The 18,765-nt window shown below is 68.6% G+C and carries 18 protein-coding genes; 5 read left to right on the top strand and 13 right to left on the bottom strand.

The window, feature by feature from the left end:
- Window positions 1–2: 2 nt before the first annotated feature.
- Window positions 3–1,358 carry an MATE family efflux transporter gene (locus DPV79_RS07860; RefSeq protein WP_113045125.1) on the top strand — a complete coding sequence of 452 codons (1,356 nt, stop codon included), beginning with the start codon at window positions 3–5 and terminating at the stop codon, window positions 1,356–1,358.
- A gap of 11 nt (window positions 1,359–1,369) precedes the next feature.
- Here the strand turns inward: DPV79_RS07860 and lipA are convergent, their stop codons facing one another.
- The 6 genes from lipA to DPV79_RS07830 form a co-directional block, all read right to left on the bottom strand.
- Entirely contained in the window at window positions 1,370–2,335 is a 966-nt protein-coding gene (gene lipA, locus DPV79_RS07855) for a lipoyl synthase (RefSeq protein ID WP_059489942.1), read from the bottom strand.
- A 2-nt stretch (window positions 2,336–2,337) separates the two neighbouring features.
- Complete coding sequence (locus DPV79_RS07850; protein WP_113045124.1) at window positions 2,338–3,453, bottom strand: acetoin dehydrogenase dihydrolipoyllysine-residue acetyltransferase subunit; 1,116 nt, start codon at window positions 3,451–3,453, stop codon at window positions 2,338–2,340.
- 4 nt (window positions 3,454–3,457) lie between these two features.
- Complete coding sequence (locus DPV79_RS07845; protein ID WP_021156489.1) at window positions 3,458–4,462, bottom strand: alpha-ketoacid dehydrogenase subunit beta; 1,005 nt, start codon at window positions 4,460–4,462, stop codon at window positions 3,458–3,460.
- Between the two features lie 54 nt (window positions 4,463–4,516).
- Window positions 4,517–5,500, bottom strand: a complete 984-nt coding sequence (locus DPV79_RS07840) for a thiamine pyrophosphate-dependent dehydrogenase E1 component subunit alpha (protein WP_021156490.1) — start codon at window positions 5,498–5,500, stop codon at window positions 4,517–4,519.
- 77 nt (window positions 5,501–5,577) lie between these two features.
- On the bottom strand, window positions 5,578–6,354 hold the full coding sequence (locus DPV79_RS07835; RefSeq protein ID WP_113045123.1) for an SDR family NAD(P)-dependent oxidoreductase: 777 nt from the start codon (window positions 6,352–6,354) through the stop codon (window positions 5,578–5,580).
- 59 nt (window positions 6,355–6,413) lie between these two features.
- Entirely contained in the window at window positions 6,414–7,472 is a 1,059-nt protein-coding gene (locus DPV79_RS07830; protein WP_021156492.1) for an ATP-NAD kinase family protein, read from the bottom strand.
- A 535-nt stretch (window positions 7,473–8,007) separates the two neighbouring features.
- Here DPV79_RS07830 and DPV79_RS07825 point away from each other — a divergent pair.
- Window positions 8,008–9,924: a sigma-54-dependent Fis family transcriptional regulator gene (locus DPV79_RS07825; RefSeq protein ID WP_059494235.1), complete on the top strand. Its 1,917-nt coding sequence runs from the start codon at window positions 8,008–8,010 to the stop codon at window positions 9,922–9,924.
- A gap of 25 nt (window positions 9,925–9,949) precedes the next feature.
- Here DPV79_RS07825 and DPV79_RS07820 read toward each other — a convergent pair whose 3' ends face one another.
- On the bottom strand, window positions 9,950–10,393 hold the full coding sequence (locus DPV79_RS07820) for a carboxymuconolactone decarboxylase family protein (protein ID WP_048021065.1): 444 nt from the start codon (window positions 10,391–10,393) through the stop codon (window positions 9,950–9,952).
- Window positions 10,377–10,838 carry a MerR family transcriptional regulator gene (locus tag DPV79_RS07815; protein ID WP_060320209.1) on the bottom strand — a complete coding sequence of 154 codons (462 nt, stop codon included), beginning with the start codon at window positions 10,836–10,838 and terminating at the stop codon, window positions 10,377–10,379. Before DPV79_RS07815 ends, DPV79_RS07820 begins: the two co-directional genes overlap by 17 nt.
- A gap of 290 nt (window positions 10,839–11,128) precedes the next feature.
- Between DPV79_RS07815 and DPV79_RS07810 the strand changes: the two genes are divergently transcribed.
- Both DPV79_RS07810 and DPV79_RS07805 read left to right on the top strand, forming a co-directional pair.
- A complete protein-coding gene (locus DPV79_RS07810) occupies window positions 11,129–11,740 on the top strand; it encodes a ComEA family DNA-binding protein (protein WP_059489950.1) in 612 nt (203 codons plus the stop codon).
- Between the two features lie 88 nt (window positions 11,741–11,828).
- Window positions 11,829–12,260: a YidB family protein gene (locus DPV79_RS07805; RefSeq protein ID WP_059651699.1), complete on the top strand. Its 432-nt coding sequence runs from the start codon at window positions 11,829–11,831 to the stop codon at window positions 12,258–12,260.
- A gap of 128 nt (window positions 12,261–12,388) precedes the next feature.
- Here the strand turns inward: DPV79_RS07805 and clpB are convergent, their stop codons facing one another.
- Both clpB and DPV79_RS07795 read right to left on the bottom strand, forming a co-directional pair.
- Window positions 12,389–14,986 carry an ATP-dependent chaperone ClpB gene (clpB, locus tag DPV79_RS07800; protein ID WP_027787209.1) on the bottom strand — a complete coding sequence of 866 codons (2,598 nt, stop codon included), beginning with the start codon at window positions 14,984–14,986 and terminating at the stop codon, window positions 12,389–12,391.
- A gap of 157 nt (window positions 14,987–15,143) precedes the next feature.
- Window positions 15,144–15,662: an Rrf2 family transcriptional regulator gene (locus DPV79_RS07795; RefSeq protein WP_113045122.1), complete on the bottom strand. Its 519-nt coding sequence runs from the start codon at window positions 15,660–15,662 to the stop codon at window positions 15,144–15,146.
- 252 nt (window positions 15,663–15,914) lie between these two features.
- On the opposite strand from DPV79_RS07795, the gene DPV79_RS07790 reads away from it, so the two are divergent.
- Window positions 15,915–16,484, top strand: a complete 570-nt coding sequence (locus DPV79_RS07790) for a group III truncated hemoglobin (RefSeq protein WP_113045121.1) — start codon at window positions 15,915–15,917, stop codon at window positions 16,482–16,484.
- A gap of 92 nt (window positions 16,485–16,576) precedes the next feature.
- Here DPV79_RS07790 and DPV79_RS07785 read toward each other — a convergent pair whose 3' ends face one another.
- From DPV79_RS07785 to DPV79_RS07775, 3 genes are read right to left on the bottom strand one after another with little or no spacing between them, the layout of a single operon-like run.
- The gene (locus DPV79_RS07785; protein ID WP_113045120.1) at window positions 16,577–17,053 is read right to left on the bottom strand and encodes a molybdenum cofactor biosynthesis protein MoaE; all 477 of its coding nucleotides are present in this window, start codon (window positions 17,051–17,053) and stop codon (window positions 16,577–16,579) included.
- 10 nt (window positions 17,054–17,063) lie between these two features.
- On the bottom strand, window positions 17,064–17,321 hold the full coding sequence (gene moaD / locus DPV79_RS07780; RefSeq protein WP_059687399.1) for a molybdopterin converting factor subunit 1: 258 nt from the start codon (window positions 17,319–17,321) through the stop codon (window positions 17,064–17,066).
- A 19-nt stretch (window positions 17,322–17,340) separates the two neighbouring features.
- Window positions 17,341–18,588: a molybdopterin molybdotransferase MoeA gene (locus DPV79_RS07775; RefSeq protein ID WP_113045119.1), complete on the bottom strand. Its 1,248-nt coding sequence runs from the start codon at window positions 18,586–18,588 to the stop codon at window positions 17,341–17,343.
- Window positions 18,589–18,765: the final 177 nt, after the last annotated feature.

Below are 18,765 nucleotides of genomic sequence, written 5' to 3'. Positions count from 1 at the left end.
CGATGTTCGGCGACATCCGCCGGATCGTCGGTCTCGCGTGGCCGGTGCTCGTCGGCCAGCTCGCGATCATCGCGTTCGGCGTGATCGACACCGCGATGGTCGGCCGCTACTCGGCCGTCGATCTGGCCGCGCTCGGGCTCGGCTCGTCGATCTACGTGTCGATCTACATCGGCCTGACGGGCATCCTGTCCGCGCTGCAGCCGATCACCGGGCAACTGTACGGTGCGCGACGCTATGCCGAAATCGGCGAGGAAGTGCGCCAGGCGCTGTGGCTCGCGCTGCTGCTCGCGGTGCCCGGCTTTCTCCTGCTGCATTTTCCCGAGCCGCTGCTGCGCGTCGCGCACGCACCCGCCGCGCTGCACGACCGCACCGTCGACTACCTGCGCATCCTGTCGTACGGGCTGCCCGCCAGCCTCGTCTTCCGCATCTACAACGCGCTGACCAACGCGGCCGGCAAGCCGCGCCTCGCGATGATCCTGCAGATCGGCGCGCTGGTGCTCAAGTTTCCGCTCAACGTGTGGTTCATCTTCGGCGGGTTCGGCGTACCGGCCCTCGGCGGCCCCGGCTGCGGGCTCGCGAGCACGCTGATCAACTGGGCGCTCGCACTGATCGGCTACACGCTGCTCGCGAAGCTCGACGTGTTCGCGCCGCTCGCGATCTTCTCGCGCTTCTGCTGGCCGGTGTGGGAACGCCAGAAGGCGATCCTGAAACTCGGCGTGCCGATGGGCCTGTCGTACCTGATCGAGGTCACGTCGTACACGTGCATGGCGCTGTTCATCGCGCAATTCGGCACGACGACGCTCGCCGGCCACCAGATCGCCGGCAACATCGGCGCGGTGCTGTACATGACCCCGCTGTCGATCGGCGTGGCGGCATCGACGCTGGTCGCGCGCGCGCTCGGCGCCGGACGGCCCGAAGAAGCCCGGCTGCTCGGCCGGCACAGCGTGATCTTCGCGTGCGGCATTGCCGCGACATACGGCCTGCTCGTGTTCGTGCTGCGACCGCTGATCATCGGCGGCTATACGCCGAACCCGGCCGTCGCCGCGGCCGCGATGCCGCTCGTCGCGATCGTCGCGTGCTACCACGTCTTCGATGCGCTGCAGGTCACGTCGGCGTTCGTGCTGCGGGCCTACAAGGTCGCGGTCGTGCCGACCGTGATCTATGCGGTCGCGCTGTGGGGCGTCGGGCTCAGCGGCGGCTACGTGCTCGGCTTCGACGTGGGCGGCATCGCGCCCGTTTGGCTGACCGGCGCGCGCGGCTTCTGGTTCGCGAATACGGTCAGCCTGATGCTCGCGGGCGCCGGGCTCGTGCTGTACCTGCGCCGGGTGAGTCGCGCGCACGCCCCGGCGCCGGCCTGACGCGCCGCCCGCTACCTGTCCTCCAGCACGTCGGCCGCATGGTATGACGACCGCACGAGCGGGCCGGCGACGACTTCCCTGAAACCCAGCGCCAGCGCGTGGTCGCGCCACGCGGCGAATGCCTCGGGGCTTACGTACCGTCGCACCGGCAGGTGGTGCGCCGACGGCGCCAGATACTGGCCGAGCGTCAGCACGTCGACTTCGTGCGCGCGCAGGTCGCGCAGCGTGTCGCGCACCTCGTCGTCGCGCTCGCCGAGCCCGAGCATCAGTCCCGACTTCGTCACGAGCGTCGGCCGCGCGGCCTTCGCCTGCGCGAGCAATTCGAGCGAGCCGCGATAGTCGGCGCCCGGCCGCGCCGCGCGATACAGCGACGGCACCGTCTCGATGTTGTGGTTGAACACGTCGGGCCAGGCCGTCGACAGTGCATCGAGCGCACGGGCCACGCGGCCGCGGAAGTCCGGCGTCAGCACTTCGACGCCGATGCCCGGCACGCTCGCGCGCACCGCCGCGATGCACGCGGCGAAATGCGCGGCGCCGCCGTCGCGCAAGTCGTCGCGGTCGACCGACGTGATCACGACGTAGCGCAGCCCGAGCGCCGCGGCCGCGTCGGCCAGCCGCGCCGGCTCGTCGGGATCGAGCGGCTCGGGACGACCGTGCGCGACGTCGCAGAACGGGCAGCGCCGCGTGCACAGGCCGCCCATGATCATGAAGGTCGCGGTGCGCTGCGCGAAGCACTCGCCGATGTTCGGGCACATCGCCTCCTCGCAGACGGAATGCAGCCGATGGTCGCGCAGCACGGCAGCCATGTCGGCCACCGCCGCGCTCATCATCGGCCGCGCGCGCAGCCACGGCGGCTTCGGCAACGCCGCGCCGGCAGCGGGCTCGACGCGCACCGGAATGCGCGCGAGCTTGTCGCGGCTTCTCGCGCCCGGCTGGCCGAGCGCCGTGAGGCTGGGTCGTTCGAGCGCGGCGGCCATCGTCAGTCTCCGAGGAACGCGACGATCAGGCGGTTCACGTCGGCGGCCGCCTCCATCTGCACCATGTGCCCGCTGCCGGCGATCACTTCGGCACGCACGCCGTCGGCCAAACCCTGCGCGTGATGCGCCGGGATCACCTGGTCGCGCTCGCCCCAGATCACGAGCGTGCGCGGCGCAAGCGTCGCGAGCCGGTCGCGGAACACACGCCGCTGTGCGGTGCCCTCGAACGCCGCATTCGCGATCTTCTCGAGCGCGGCCTGCACGCCTTCGAGCCGCTTGTACTTGACGAGATCCTCGACGAGCTGCCGCGTGACCAGCGCGTTGTCCGCAAACAGCGCGCCGAGGTGCGGCTTCAGCGTATTGCGGCTGTTGCCGGCGACGAAACCATCGATGTAAGCGCGGTTGATGTCGGTGCCGAGCCCCGCGCTCGCGATCAGCGTCAGCGACGCGACGCGTTGCGGCGCGCGTTCCGCTGCCGCCATCGCAACCGCACCGCCCATCGAATGGCCGATCAGGTGTGCCTGGTCGATGCCCCTCGCATCGAGCAGCGCGAGCACCGCGTCGGCGAGTTCGTCGAGGCTGCCCGTCTCGACCGCCTTGCCCGATTCGCCATGGCCGGGCAGGTCCAGTGCCCACACGGGCCGGTGCGCGGCGAGATCCGCGTGATTGAACAGCCAGTTGTTCAGGTCGCCGCCGAAGCCGTGAATCAGCACGGCGGGTGTGCCGGTGCCTTCGCCGAGCTTCAGGAAGCGCACCGTCCGGCCGCCGATCTGCGCCTTCTCGGGTTGCGGGCCGGCCGCTTCGTCGGAGGCCGCGCTCGGCACGAAATCGCGCTGGAAATCGGCGATCGCCGCGTCGATGTCCGCATCGCTCGCATCGGCCGCCGCGACGACGCCGAGCAGCGCGCCGACCGGCAGCGTCTCGCCTTCCTGCGCGACCTGCCGGCGCAGCATGCCGTCGAACGCGCATTCGACGCCCGACGAGATCTTGTCGGTCTCGACGTCGAGCACTTCGTCGCCCTTCGTCACGCGTTCGCCGATCGTCTTCAACCAGCCGTTGACCTGCCCCTGCTCCATCGACAGCCCCCACTTGGGCATCGTGATCATGTGAATCGACATCGTGTCAGCTCCTCGTCTTCAGGACCGCCTGCGCAATCGCATCGGCGGACGGGATATACAGGTCTTCCAGCACGCTCGCGAACGGCGCGGGCGTGTGCGGCGCGGTCACGAGCTCGATCGGCGCCTTCAGCGCATGGAACGCGCGCTGCGCGACGAGCGCGGCAATGTCGGTCGCGATCGAGCAGCGCGGGTTCGCTTCGTCGACGACCACGACGCGCCCGGTGCGCTCCGCGCTTTCGAGGATCGTTTCCTCGTCGAGCGGCGACGTCGTGCGCAGATCGATCACGTCGACCTGGATGCCGTCCTTCGCGAGCGTCGCGGCCGCGTCCATCGCGAGATGCACCATCCGGCCGTACGTGACGATCGTCGCGTCGTCGCCGTCGCGCATCACGTTTGCCTCGCCGAACGGAATCGCATAGGACTCCTCCGGCACGTCGCCTTCGCGCGTATAGAGCAGCTTGTGTTCGAGGAAGATCACGGGATCGTTGTCGCGGATCGCCTGGATCAGCAGCCCCTTCGCGTCGTACGGCGTCGACGGGCACACGACCTTCAGCCCCGGGATGTGCGTAAACAGCGACGTGAGCATCTGCGAGTGCTGCGCGGCCGCGCGCAGCCCGGCGCCGTACATCGCGCGAATCACGACCGGCGTCACGGCCTTGCCGCCGAACATGTAGCGGAACTTGGCGGCCTGGTTGAAGATCTGGTCGAAGCACACGCCCATGAAGTCGATGAACATCAGCTCCGCGACGGGCCGCATCCCGCATGCGGCCGCACCGACCGCCGCGCCGATGTAGCCGCCCTCCGACAGCGGCGTATCGAGCACGCGGCCCGGAAACTTGTGGAACAGCCCCTTCGTCACGCCGAGCACGCCGCCCCACGCGTCGTCCTCGCCCGGCGCGCCCGCGCCGCCCGCATTGTCCTCGCCCATCACGATCACGCTGTCGTCGCGCGCCATTTCCTGCGCGAGCGCCTCGTTGATCGCCTGCGAATAAGTAATCTTCCTTGCCATGTCTGTCTCCTGGAATGTTCGGTTCGCCGTGTCGGCCGCGGTGTCAGGCGGCGCTCACGGGTACGACACGTAGACGTCGGTCAGCAGGTCGGCTGCGTCGGGCAGCGGCGCGGCCTTGGCCTGCGCGACCGCGTCGTCGATCAGCGCCTTCACCTGGGCATCGACCGCGCGCAGATCGGCGGTCGTCAACGCTTCGGCCCGCACGACGCGCGTCTCGAAATGCTTCAGGCAGTCCTTCTCGTCGCGCAGCTTCTGCACCTCGCCGGGTGCGCGATAGGTCTGCGCGTCGCCTTCGAAGTGGCCGAAATAGCGCGTGAACTTCACCTCGACGAGCGTCGGGCCGCCGCCGTTGCGCGCGCGCTCGACGGCTTCGCCGAGCGCTTCGTGCACCGCGAAGAAGTCGAAGCCGTCGACGATCACGCCCGGCATCCCGAACCCGTTCGCGCGATCGGCGATGTTGTCGGTCGCGACCGACCAGCTCGACGACGTCGCTTCCGCGTAGCCGTTGTTTTCGGCCACGAAGATCGCGGGCAGCCGCCACACCGACGCGAGGTTCATCGATTCGAAGATCACGCCCTGGTTCGACGCGCCGTCGCCGAAGAAGCACACGCCGACGCCGCCCGTCTTCTTGTGTTTCGCCGCGAGCGCGGCGCCGCACACGAGCGGGCCACCCGCGCCGACGATCCCGTTGGCGCCGAGCATCCCCATCGACAGGTCGGCGATGTGCATCGAACCGCCCTTGCCGTGGCAGACGCCGGTTTTCTTGCCGTAGATCTCGGCCATCATCCCGTGCACGTCGACGCCCTTCGCGATGCAATGGCCGTGGCCACGGTGCGTGGTCGCGACGTAGTCGTCGAGGCCGAGGTGCAGTATCGTACCGACCGCGGACGCCTCCTCGCCCGCGTACAGGTGAACGAAGCCGGGGATCTCGCCGGTCGCGAATTCGACGTGCAGGCGTTCCTCGAATTCGCGGATCGTGCGCATCAGCCGGTAGGCGTCCAGCAGCTTGTCCCTGCTGAGCTGTGTCGAAACGGTCATGTGTGTCTCCTGGGTAGGTCTGACTGCGAATGCCGCCGCGGCGATGCCGTGGCGACGGATTGCACGGCCTGCGGCCGTCAGTGGAACGTGAAGCCACCGTCGACGTTCACGGCCTGGCCCGTCACGTTGTCCATCGTCGCGAAGAACAGCGCGAGCCGGCCCATGTCTTCCGGTGTCTGCGCGCGGCCCTGCGGGATCAGCGCCAACTGGTGCCGCTGCCACGATTCCTCGACCGTTTCGCCGTCGGTCTTCCATTCGTCGGACAGCCGGTCCCACATATAGGTACGGACGATGCCGGGGCAGATCGCGTTGACGGTCACGCCGTCGCGCGCAAGCTCCTTCGCGAGCGCGTTCGTGAAGCCGACGACCGCGAATTTCGATGCGCTGTAGTGTGCGAGATTCGGAAAGCCTTCCTTGCCGGCGATCGACGCGACGTTGATGATCCGGCCGCGGCCCTGCGCCTTCAGGTGCGCGAGCGCCGCGCGGCAGCCGAGGAAGGTGCCCTTCGCGTTCACGTCCATCACGACATCCCAGTCGCGCTCGGTCAGTTCGGCGACCGGATGAATGCTGATCACGCCCGCGCAATTCACGAGGATGTCGAGCCGGCCGAGTTCGGCGAGCGCCTGCGCGACCATCGCGTCGACCTGCGCGGCCTGCGTGACGTCGACCTTCGCGACCGCCGCCCGCCGGCCGAGCGCGCGTACCTCGCGCGCGGTGGCGTCGAGCGCGTCGTCGAGCAGGTCGGCCAGCAGGACGTCGGCGCCCGCGCCGGCAAGCGTCAGCGCAATGCCGCGGCCGATGCCGCGCGCGCCGCCCGTGACGATGGCGACCTGTCCTTCGAGTGAAGCCGTCATGGCAATGTCTCCTTGAGGATCGTTATGGATGTCGAAATGTCATGCGAAAAAGCGGCGGCTCAGTCGTGCCACGCACCGGCATCGCGCAGCAGTTGCCGCGACGACGCGTAACGCAGCGTGCGGCCGACATCGACCGTCAGCGGCCCGCGCCAGTCGAGCGAGATCTCGTAGCGATCGCCGCGCGCGACCTCGATCTCGCGTTCACCGTCGAACGCCAGCGTGCCGCGCTCGAACGGGATCGTCTGCCACGCGCCCGGCTCGAGCCGTTCGCAACTGCGCATCACGACGCGGTCGACGCGGCCCGGCGCAATCGGCGCGACGAGCGGCGTGCCGGCCGCGTTGCCTTCAGCCGCGAAACGCATCGCGAGCCCGTGCGGCGCGCTGCGTTCGAGCGGCGCCCACGCGCCGCCGAGCGCGGACAGGCCGATCCCGTCCGGTTCCGCGAACGTCAGGTAGAGCGAATCGATGTCGTCGGACCCCGAGATCGCGCGGGCGCCGATGAAGCGCTGGCGTGCGGCGCACACGTCGACGAGCGCGATCTCCTCGCGCCCCGGCTGCGCACCCGCCACGCAGCGCACGACGAGCCGCTTGTTGCGCGTGAACGCGACTTCGGCCGGCACCGCGCCGGTCGCGGCGAGTCCTGCCGCAACGCCCGCGACGGTTGCCTCGCGATGTTCGGGAAACGCGTTGTTGGTGCCGGTGGACAGCGCGACGAGCGGTGTCGCGCCACAGTGCGCAGCCACGGCGCGATGCGTGCCGTCGCCGCCGAGCACGACGATCAGCGCGACCTCCATCCGGTGCAGGTACGCGGCACCGGCCTGTGTATCGGCGACGGTATCGGTGATCGGCAGGTCGACGAATTCGACCTCGGGCCAGCGCTCGTGCGGCGCGACCGCGCGATGCGTGTCGATCGCGCGCAGCAGCAGCGTCGCGATGCCCGTGCGGTCGCGCAGCGTCAGCACGCGCTCGACGCCCATCGCGCCGAGGCCGGCCAGCAGGCGCACGATCATGTTCGCCTTCTCCGCCGTCGGAAACACGGAGGCATGCGTCGTGAGGCGGCGAATGTCGCGCCCCGATGCGGGGTTCGCGATCACGCCGACGGTAACGGGCGTCGTCACGGGTTTGTCTCCATCCAGTTGGCCGGCCCCGGCGCATGGGTGTACGCCGCGGCCTGCCTGTCTCGTCCGCTGCCATCGCCGGGCGGCGGATCTTCATCGTCGACGCGACCGCGCCGACCTGCCCGTGATCTCTGCAAGCGGCGTGCCATCGTGCGTGCGATGACCGTGAAACCCGTGTGCACGCTGGCGCGGCGGGAATGTCGACGCCGCCGGTTCGCTGCCGGAGCCACGGCGTGCGCGGCAATTCCGCCCGTTCGTCTCACCCCGTCGATGCGACGAAATGGCCACCGCGACGCCGATGCAAGCGCGCCGTTGCGCCCGCAAACCCCGCGCTGTCGCGGCGCCGCGCGGGCCGCGTCATGCCGGACGATCCGCGCATGCCGCACATGCGCGCGTCTCAGCGACACGAGACAGCGCGCGATACCGGTGAGACGAACGTCTCACGCCCGCCGCGTGCTGCGATGCAATGTGATCCGTCGAACGGGATGTGCTACAAGAACATCGCATTCCCCGCCGTACGGAACCGGAGCCGACCATGCCCTACGCCGTCCCCCAGGCCCAGCACGCCGACCGTGTGCTCGGCGCGCTCGCCGGACGCCTGCCCGCGCCGGCCGAATCCACGCGCCTCGTGTCATCGTGGCAACGGTCGCTCGAGCGCTACCGTCTCGACCCCGCTTCGTCGATCGGCCCGCGCGTGCTGACCGCGGCGGAGCTGCGCGAAGTGCGCGACAAGGAAGAGGCCTTCCTGCGCGCGTCGGGCCAGTGCCTGACGCGGCTGCACGACATGATCCGCGTCGCCGACTACTGCGTGATGCTGACCGACGCGCACGGCGTGACGATCGACTACCGGATCGACCGCGAGCGTCGCAACGACTTCCGCCACGCGGGGCTGCACATCGGCTCGTGCTGGTCGGAAAGCGAGGAAGGCACCTGCGGTGTCGCGAACGTGCTGACCGATCTCGCGCCGATCACCGTGCACAAGACCGATCACTTTCGCGCGGCCTTCACGACGCTCACCTGCAGCGCGGCGCCGATCTTCTCGCCGGGCGGCGAGCTGATCGGCGTGCTCGACGCGTCGGCCGTTCAATCGCCCGACGGCCGCGACAGCCAGCGTCTCGTCTATCAGCTCGTGCGGCAGAGCGCGGCACTGATCGAGGACGGCTACTTCGTGCACAGCACCGCGCAGCACTGGATCCTGTTCGGGCATCCGAATCGTCACTACGTCGAAGCCCAACCCGAGTGGCTGATCGCGTTCGACGAATGCGGCAATATCGTCGCCGCGAACCGGCAGGCGCGCGACGCGCTGCCGGCACTGCGCGAACCGCGCCATATCGACGAGATCTTCGATGCGACCGAGATGCCGCTGCGCGATGCCGCGCGGCTCGATGCGATCGTCGCGCTGCGACTGCGCGCGACCGGCGCGCCGCTCTATGCGCGGCTGCGCGCGCCGCTACGGCGCACCGGCCGCGAGCCCGGCACGGCCTCGCGCCGCCCGGGCACCACGCAACGTCACGTCGGCGCGCTGACGCCGTTCCTGCACAGCAGTGACGCGCATATCGCGCAACAGGCCGAACTCGCGTTGCGTGTCGCGAGCAAGCGGCTGCCGATTCTCGTGCTCGGCGAGACCGGTGCGGGCAAGGAAGTGTTCGCGCGCGCGATCCATGACGCCGGCGCGCGGCGCGCGCGGCCGTTCGTCGCCGTCAACTGCGGCGCACTGCCGGAAGCACTGATCGAGAGTGAATTGTTCGGTTATGCGGCCGGTGCGTTTACCGGCGCACGCAAGCACGGCGCGCGCGGCAAGATCGCACTCGCCGACGGCGGCACGCTGTTCCTCGACGAAATCGGCGACATGCCGCTCGCGCTGCAGACACGCCTGTTGCGCGTGCTCGCCGATGGCGAGGTCGTGCCGCTCGGCAGCGATACGCCCGTGCGCGTCGATCTCGACGTGATCTGCGCGACGCACCGCGATCTCGCGCGCATGGTGGCAGACGGCACGTTCCGCGAGGATCTGTACTACCGGCTGAGCGGCGCGACGTTCGAACTGCCGCCGCTGCGCGCGCGCGCGGACGTGCGCGACGTGATCGCCACCGTGTTCGCCGAGGAGGCGCAGGCAACCGGCCACGTGCTGACACTCGATGCAACGCTCGCGGAACAGCTCGCCGCGTATCCGTGGCCCGGCAACGTCCGGCAGTTGCGCAACGTGCTGCGCTATGCGTGCGCGGTATGCGACGCCGCGCGCGTGACGCGACAGGATCTGCCGGCCGATATAGCCGCGCAGCTCGGCGGCGCGTCGATCGGCACCCTGCCTGACGACGAGCGCGGCCGCATCGTCGCGGCGCTCACCGCGCACCGCTGGCGGCCCGACGCCGCCGCGCAGGCGCTCGGCATCTCGCGCGCGACGTTGTACCGGCGCATCGCGAAGCACCGGATCGTCGCGCCGCACCGCGCGTGACGCGCGGGTGCCGACGCATGCCCCGTCACGCGAGCTGCCCGACCGCGTCGTGCGCGTCGTTCGCGTCGTTTTCCTCTGCGGCCGCTTCGTCGAGCCGCGCGAACACCTCGCGCGCCGCGAACAGCGCGTTGAGCGCGGCCGGGAAACCCGCGTAAACGGACATCTGCATGAACACCTCGACGATCTCGTCGCGCGTGCAGCCCACGTTCAGCGCGGCCTCGATATGCACCTTCAACTGCGGCTGCGCGTTGCCGAGCGCGGCCAGTGCCGAGATCGTCGCGATCTCGCGCGCCTTCAGGTCGAGTTGCGGCCGGCTGTAGATGTCGCCGAAGCCGAACTCGACCAGCAGCCGTGCGAAGTCCGGGGCGATCGGCGCAAGCGCCGCGATCACGCGTTCGCCCACCTCCCCGTCGATTTCCTTCAGTTTGTTCCAGCCGCGCGTGTAGCGGTCTTCAACGAGTCGTTCCATGGTGTTCGTCCTGTTCCGATGGGGAGTGAGAGGGTTTTGCCCGTCGTGCCGCATCGCGCTCCTGTGCCTCGTAGTACGCGATCTTGTCGCTGATCACGTCGAGGCTCGCCTGCAGCTCCGCGAGATGCGCGCGCACCGCGTCGCGATGCGTGACCAGCAGGCTGCGCCGCGCACCGAAGGTCGGCTCGCCCTGCGCGCGCAGCGCCGCGAATTCCTGCATCTGCGCGATCGGCATGCCGGTCGCCTTCAGGCGCATCACGAAGGCCAGCCAGTCAAGGTCGGCCGGCGCATAGAGCCGGTGCCCGGCCGCCGTGCGCGAAATCGCACGCAGCAGGCCGGCCTGCTCGTAGTAGCGCAGCGTATGCGTGGACAAGCCGGTCAGCTCGGCGACTTGCCCGATCGTCAGCGGGCCGGCGGCGGAAGGTTTGGATACGGTTTTCGACATGGCAGGAACAAGGTTAGGAGTTAGAGTCAACTCTAAGTCAAGCGCTTTTGAACGGCCAGCGCGACGACGACCCACGACACCCCGCGACACCGTAAAGAATGGTCAAAACCGCCGCCCTGCACGGGTTTCGGTCTTTACAGCGCCGCAAGCCTTCAGCAAGATTCGGTCAGCCTGTCTTAAAAAGGGCACGCATTTGTCCTATGCTTAACGGCGACGCCCGGCCAAGTCTCGCCCGCCGTCCGTTGCAACAGCCATTCATCCGTCAGAATCAGAACCAGGGAGCCTTTGCCATGCTGAAAAAGCTGCTGATGCTGTTCGTCGCGCTGTCGCTGTCACTCGCCGCAGGCCTTGCCGCGGCCGTCGAAGTCAACACGGCCGACCAGGCCGCGCTCGAATCCGTGAAGGGTCTCGGGCCGGTGAAGTCGAAGGCGATCATCGACGAACGCACCAAGAACGGCCCGTTCAAGGACGCGGACGATCTCGCGAACCGCGTAAAGGGCCTCGGCACGAAGTCGGTCGGCCATCTCGAGGAAAACGGCCTGACGATCGGCGGCTCGTCGACGCCGCCGAAGGGCGTGAAACTGTCGAAGCCGGCCGCGACGACACCGGCGACCCCGTCGGCAACGACGTCGGCAGGCACCGCGTCGACGTCCACGACCGCGACGGCCGGTACGACGGCCACTGCGCCGGCACCGGCGGCAAGCGCGCCGGACACGGCGGCGAAACCGGCCAAGGCCAAGCGCGCGTCGAAGAAGGAAAAGGCCGCCGCGGCCGCAGCGGCATCCGCCGACGCGGGTGCGAGCGCACCGGCCGCCGCGTCGTCGACCAAGGCGACGAAGGGTTCGAAGAAGAAAAACAAGAAGGACAAGGCAGCCTCCGCCGCCGCGGCGTCGGGCGCCTGATGTGCGCCGCGCGCGCGACGGCGTGCGCGCGGCATTCGTTCAACGGGCGTCGTCGTCACGACGCCCTTTTCAGTAAAGGTGAAGCACCATGGGTCTCCTCGACATCGTTGGCGGTCTGCTCGGCGGCCAGGCCGGCGGCAACTCGCAAAGCGCGCTGATCACGACCGCGCTCGAATTCATCAACAACCAGCCGGGCGGCCTGAACGGCCTGATCGAGAAATTCAAGGCAGGCGGCGCCGGCGACATCATCGGCTCGTGGGTCGGCAACGGCGAAAACCAGCCGATCTCGGCAGACACGCTGCAGAACGTGCTCGGCTCCGACGTCGTCGGCTCGCTCGCGAGCAAGGTCGGCATCGATCCGTCGCAGGCTTCGTCGATCCTCGCGCAGGTGCTGCCGCACGTCGTCAACGGCGCGACGCCGAACGGCGAAGTGCCGGCAGGCGGCCAGATCGATACGTCGAACGTGCTCGGCACGCTCACGCAACTCGCCGGCATGTTCGGCGGCAACAAGCAGGGCTGAGCCCGCACCACGCCGGCTGACGGCCCCGGCGGCGGTTTTGGCCGCCCCATAACCAAACACCCCGCCGAGGCGGGGTGTTTGTTTTTGCGCGCCCGGCGCGAACCGGGCGGGCAGCCGATGGCAGGCGATCAGTGAACGACGCGGTCGAACACGAACTTGCCGTCGTTGACGTCGACCGGAATCACGTCCTTCGGACCGAAACGGCCCGCGAGGATGAGCTTCGCGACCGGGTTCTCGATCTCCTGCTGGATCGCGCGCTTCAGCGGCCGCGCACCGAACAGCGGATCGTAGCCGACCTTGCCGATCTGTTCGAGCGCCGCCGGCGACACGTCGAGCGCCATGTCGAGCTTCGCGAGCCGGTCGTGCAGGCGGGCGAGCTGGATCTTCGCGATCGACTCGATGTTGCTGCGGTCGAGCGCATGGAACACGACGACGTCGTCGATCCGGTTCAGGAACTCGGGGCGGAAATGCTGCTTCACCTCGAGCCACACCGCGTCCTTGATCTCTTCCTGCGGCGCGCCCGTCATCGCCTGGATCACCTGCGAGCCGAGGTTCGACGTCATCACGATCACCGTGTTCTTGAAGTCGACCGTGCGCCCCTGCCCGTCCGTCATGCGGCCGTCGTCGAGCACTTGCAGCAGCACGTTGAACACGTCCGGATGCGCCTTCTCGATCTCGTCGAGCAGGATCACGCTGTACGGCTTGCGGCGCACGGCTTCCGTCAGGTAACCGCCTTCCTCGTAACCGACATAGCCCGGCGGCGCGCCGATCAGCCGCGCGACGCTGTGCTTCTCCATGAACTCGCTCATGTCGATGCGGATCAGGTGCTCTTCCGAATCGAACAGGAACGACGCCAGCGCCTTGCACAGTTCGGTCTTGCCGACACCCGTCGGACCGAGGAACAGGAACGAGCCGTACGGACGGTTCGGATCGGCGAGACCCGCGCGCGAACGGCGGATCGCGTCGGCCACCGCGCCGATCGCCTCATGCTGGCCGACCACGCGCTCGTGCAGCTTTTCCTCGATGTGCAGCAGCTTCTCGCGTTCGCCCTGCATCATCCGCGACACCGGAATCCCGGTCGAGCGCGACACGACTTCCGCGATTTCCTCGGCACCGACCTGCGTGCGCAGCAGGCGCGGCCGCGTCGGGTTGTGCTGCTCCTGCTCTTCGGCCTGCGTGACCTGCTTCAGCTGCGCCTCGAGCTGCGGCAGCTTGCCGTACTGCAGTTCGGCGACCTTCTCCAGCTTGCCGTCGCGCTGCAGACGCGCGATGTCCGCCCGCACCTTCTCGATCTCTTCCTTCAACTGCGCGCTGCCCTGTACCGCGGCCTTCTCGGCAGTCCAGATCTCCTCGAGGTCCGCATATTCGCGGCCGAGGCGCTCGATCTCTTCCTCGATCAGCTGCAGGCGCTTCTGCGATGCTTCGTCCTGCTCCTTCTTCACGGCTTCGCGCTCGATCTTCAGCTGGATCAGCCGGCGGTCGAGCTTGTCCATCTCTTCGGGCTTCGAATCGATTTCCATCTTGATCTTCGAAGCGGCTTCGTCGATCAGGTCGATGGCCTTGTCGGGCAGGAAACGATCGGTGATGTAGCGATGCGACAGTTCGGCCGCGGCGACGATCGCCGGATCGGTGATGTCGACGCCGTGGTGCAGTTCGTACTTCTCCTGCAGCCCGCGCAGGATCGCGATCGTCGCCTCGACGCTCGGCTCGTCGACGAGCACCTTCTGGAAGCGGCGCTCGAGCGCGGCATCCTTCTCGATGTACTTGCGGTATTCGTCGAGCGTGGTCGCGCCGATGCAGTGCAGCTCGCCGCGCGACAGCGCCGGCTTCAGCATGTTGCCCGCATCCATCGCGCCTTCGGCCTTGCCCGCGCCGACCATCGTGTGGATTTCGTCGATGAAGACGATCGTCTGGCCTTCGTCCTTCGCGATGTCGTTGAGCACCGCCTTCAGGCGCTCCTCGAATTCACCGCGATACTTCGCGCCGGCGAGCAGCGCGGCCATGTCGAGCGACAGCACGCGCTTGCCCTTCAGCGTCTCCGGCACTTCGCCGTTGACGATCCGCTGCGCGAGCCCTTCGACGATCGCCGTCTTGCCGACGCCCGGCTCGCCGATCAGCACCGGGTTGTTCTTGGTGCGGCGCTGCAGGATCTGGATCGAACGGCGGATTTCGTCGTCGCGGCCGATCACCGGGTCGAGCTTGCCCGCACGGGCGCGCTCGGTCAGGTCGACCGTGTACTTCTTCAGCGCCTCGCGCTGGCTTTCCGCGTCCTGGCTGTGCACCTGCGAGCCGCCTCGCACCGCGGCGATCGCGGCTTCGAGCGACTTGCGCGTGAGGCCGTGCTGGCGCGCGAGCTTGCCGGCTTCGCCCTTGTCGTCGGACACGGCGAGCAGGAACATTTCGCTCGCGATGAACGTGTCGTTGAGCTTCTGCGCTTCCTTGTCGGCCTGGTTCAGCAGCCCGGCCAGTTCGCGGCCGATCTGGATGTCGCCGCCCGTGCCCGTCACTTGCGGCAGGCGCGAGATCGCTTCGTTCAGCGCGCCTTGCAGCGCCTGGATGTGAACACCCGCGCGCGACATCAGCGAGCGCGCGGAGCCGTCCTGCTGCGCGACCAGTGCGGCCAGCACGTGAACGGGTTCGATGTATTGATTGTCGCGGCCAGCCGCAAGGCTTTGCGCGTCAGCGAGTGCTTCCTGGAACTTGGTGGTGAGCTTGTCGATTCTCATTTTGTCGAGACCTCCAATTTTCGATTAACACCAAGATGAGGATGGTTATGCGGCTTTCAAGCGAAATTCGGGTTGATTCAGCGCAAAAATCGATGGATACCCTCGAAGCGGCCCCGGGACGGGCCGCTGCCGGGTCGCGGAGCACGGCGCTCGCGTATCAGTCGGCCGTCGACGGCGGTTCGACGGACACGGGCGCGTCTTCCGACAGCGGCGCGGCGGGATGCACGCGCACGACCGGGCGAATGCCGAGCAGCGCCATGAGCGGCGCAGCGGGTTCGACCAGTTCACCGAGCATGTGACGGTCGAGTTCGGCGAAGAACGCGTCGCGCGCGGCCGCCAGTACGCCCTTCAGGCGACACTGCGGCTCGATCACGCAGCCGCGCGACTCACCTTCGGCCGAAAAGCAGCCGACCAGCGCGAAATCGCTCTCGGTTGCGCGCACGACCTGACCGACGGTCAGTTGCAGCGATTCGGGGAACAACCTCAGCCCGCCATTGCGGCCGCGAACGGTGTCGACCCATCCCAGCTCGCCGAGCTGCTGCACGACTTTCATCAGATGGTTCTTCGAGATGCCGTAGGCGTCCGAGATCTCCTGGATCGTCGCGAGTCCCTCGCCGCGCACGGCAAGGTAAAGCATCACGCGCAGCGAATAGTCGGTGTAGTCGGTGAGTCTCATGGGTGAATACGGAAGAGATCGATCGTGTCCCATTTACGTGAGCCGGGCCGATCGGGATGCGCACGGGGCCGGTCGACAGCCCTGTTCCGCGGCCCCGGGTTGCCGGGATGGCGCGCGCGCAATAAGATGCGTGACATCTACACGTTTTTCAGGGGTCGTTGGTCGCTATTTTGCGTCAAAATCCGGCCGGCGTCCTGCACGATGCCCGCGCCGCCGCCCCGTCGTTATCCGTCTCTCCCGGCCCTTTTTGCCATGACCGTCCTGCCCGCCTCACCCGATACCGCACCGGCCCGCCCTCGCGACGCCGAGCCGACCGAAGAAAACATCCGCGATCTCGTCTACGCGTTCTACGACCGCGTGCGCGCCGATCCGCTGCTCGGGCCCGTGTTCGACGCAAAGCTGGCCGGCCGCTGGGACGACCACCTGCCGAAGATGGTCGCGTTCTGGTCGAGCCTCGTGCTCGGCACCAAGGGCTATCGCGGCAACGTGCAGCAGGCGCACCAGCCGCTCGACGGGATCGAGCCGGCCCATTTCAGCCGCTGGCTGTCACTGTTCCTGAAGACCGTCGAGGCGCGCTACGCCCCGCCCGCGGCGATCCGCTTCATGGAGCCGGCGCTGCGGATCGCACAGAGCCTGCAGTTGAGCCGCTTCGGCTGGGATTACCGGATTCCGCCCGAGCAGCAGGCGCTGCTCGACGCGATCGCACCGCGCCGCCGCGGCGGGGACGACGGGGGCGACGATCCGCACGCGTTGCCGTCGCGCGCCCGCGGCGAGCCGTTTCCGACGAAGATCATCGGGCGCAGCACCGATCCGGACGCGTAACGGGTTGCCGTCACGGGTTGCCGTCACGGGTTGCCGTCACGCGCGGCGCTTGCGTGCATGCGGCACCTTGCCGCACGTTGCCGGCGCCGCGCTCAGCGCCGCGTATTGCCCGATTCGATCCCCCAGCGCGCGAGCGCGGCATCGTCGGTGCTGCGCGCGTCGACCCAGCGCTCGCCGTCCGGCGTGGTTTCCTTCTTCCAGAACGGCGCTTCGGTCTTCAGGTAGTCCATCACGAACTCGCACGACGCGAACGCGTCGCCGCGGTGCGACGCAACCGTGGCGACCATCACGATCTGGTCGAGCGGCAGGAGCCTGCCGACGCGATGCACGATCGCGACGTCGATGCCCGGCCAGCGCCGGCCGGCCTCGGCGGCAATCTTCTCGAGTGCCTTCTCGGTCATCCCCGGATAGTGCTCGAGTTCCATCGCGGCAACCGCATCACCTTCGTTCAGATCGCGCACCGTGCCGACGAAGCACGCGACCGCGCCGATCTTCGGGTTGCGCGCACGCAATGCCGCGACCTCGGCGTTCAGGTCGAAGTCGTCGATCTGGATTCGTACCGTTGCCATTGCCGGTGCCTCAACCGCCCGTCACCGGCGGAAAGAACGCCACTTCGCAGCCTTCGGTGAGCCGCGTCTCGGGATCGGTCATCTCGTGATTGCACGCCATGCGCAGCGCGCGCCCTTCCGCGAGCGTCTCGGCCCATGCCCCGCCGCGCACGCGCAGCCATGCGCGCACGTCGCCCACGGTCGTGACGCTGTCCGGCACGTCGGCCTGCTCGTCGGCAACACCCAGTGCCTCGCGTACGCTTGCAAAAAATTTCAGCTGAATCTTCATGGTTCGGGAAGCCGTCGCGTTACGACAGCAGTTCGGAAAACGGAATGAAACGCACGGTCTCGCCGGCGCTGATCGCGTGCTGCGGCGGATTGTCGATCAGGCCGTCGCCCCACACCGTCGACGTCAGCACCGCCGAACTCTGGTTCGGGAACAGGTCGAGGCCGCCGGCCGCGTTCACGCGGGCACGCAGGAATTCGTTGCGGCGGTCGCCCTTGCCTTGCGAGAAGTCGGCGCGCAGCGACAGCGCGCGCGGCGCGACGTCGCGCACGCCGGACAGGCGCAGCAGGAACGGCCGCACGAACAGCAGGAACGTGACGAAACTCGATACCGGGTTACCGGGCAGCCCGATGAAGTGCGCGTCGGGGCGATCGTCGCCGCGGCGCACCGCGCCGTAGGCAAGCGGCTTGCCGGGCTTCATCGCGATCTGCCACAGCGCGAGCCGCCCTTCGGCCTCGACGGCCGGCTTCACGTGATCCTCGTCGCCGACCGACACGCCGCCGCTCGTCAGGATCACGTCGTGATCGCGCGCGGCCGCGCGCAGCGTGTCGCGCGTCGCGGCGAGCGAATCGGGCACGATCCCGTAGTCGGTCACGTGGCAGCCGAGCCGCTCCAGCAGCCCGCGCAGCGTGAAGCGGTTCGAGTTGTAGATCGCGCCGGGCTTCAGCGGCTCGCCCGGCATCGTCAGTTCGTCGCCGGTGAAGAACACCGCGACACGAATCCGCCGCGCGACCGGCAACTGCGCGCAGCCGACCGATGCGGCAAGACCGAGCGCCTGCGGCGTGAGCCGCGTGCCGGCCGGCAGGATCACCGAGCCCTGCCGGATATCCGCGCCCTGCGCGGTGATCCATTCACCGGCCTTCGGCGTGTGCAGGATCTCGACCGCACCGCCGTCGGCCGACGCCTGCTCCTGCATCACGACAGCGTCGGCGCCGGGCGGCACCGTCGCGCCGGTGAAGATCCGCGCGGCCGTGCCGGCAACGAGCGGCGCGGCCGGATGGCCCGCCGGAATGCGCTGCGACACCGGCAAACGCCGCTCGCCATGCAGCAGGTCGGCGACGCGCACCGCATAGCCGTCCATCGCGCTCGTATGCATCGGCGGCACGTCGAGCGGCGAACTCACGTCGGCCGCCAGCACGCGGCCGAGCGCATCGAGCGTGGCGACGGTTTCGACGCCGGGCAACGGCTTCGCGGCATCGAGCAGCGCGGCGAGCGCCTCGGCGGTCGACAGCATCGGCGCGCGCGGCGCCGCGGGATTCGGGTTCGACATCGATGGAATCGGGGATCGTTGGATGCAATACGTCATTGTAGCGACGCCGTCGCGCGGACGCGCGATATGGCGGACATGCGGAAACTGTGATTCGCGCGAACGCGCGGGTCTGGCACTTGTTTCACGCGCGATGCCGGTTTGACCGCAGCCGCGCGGCGGCACCGCCAAACGAAACGG

This window comes from Burkholderia reimsis, assembly GCF_003294055.1.
Taxonomy (GTDB): domain Bacteria; phylum Pseudomonadota; class Gammaproteobacteria; order Burkholderiales; family Burkholderiaceae; genus Burkholderia; species Burkholderia cepacia.
Note: the sequence above shows the minus strand (reverse complement) of the source record. Positions and strands in the feature narration are given on the sequence as shown.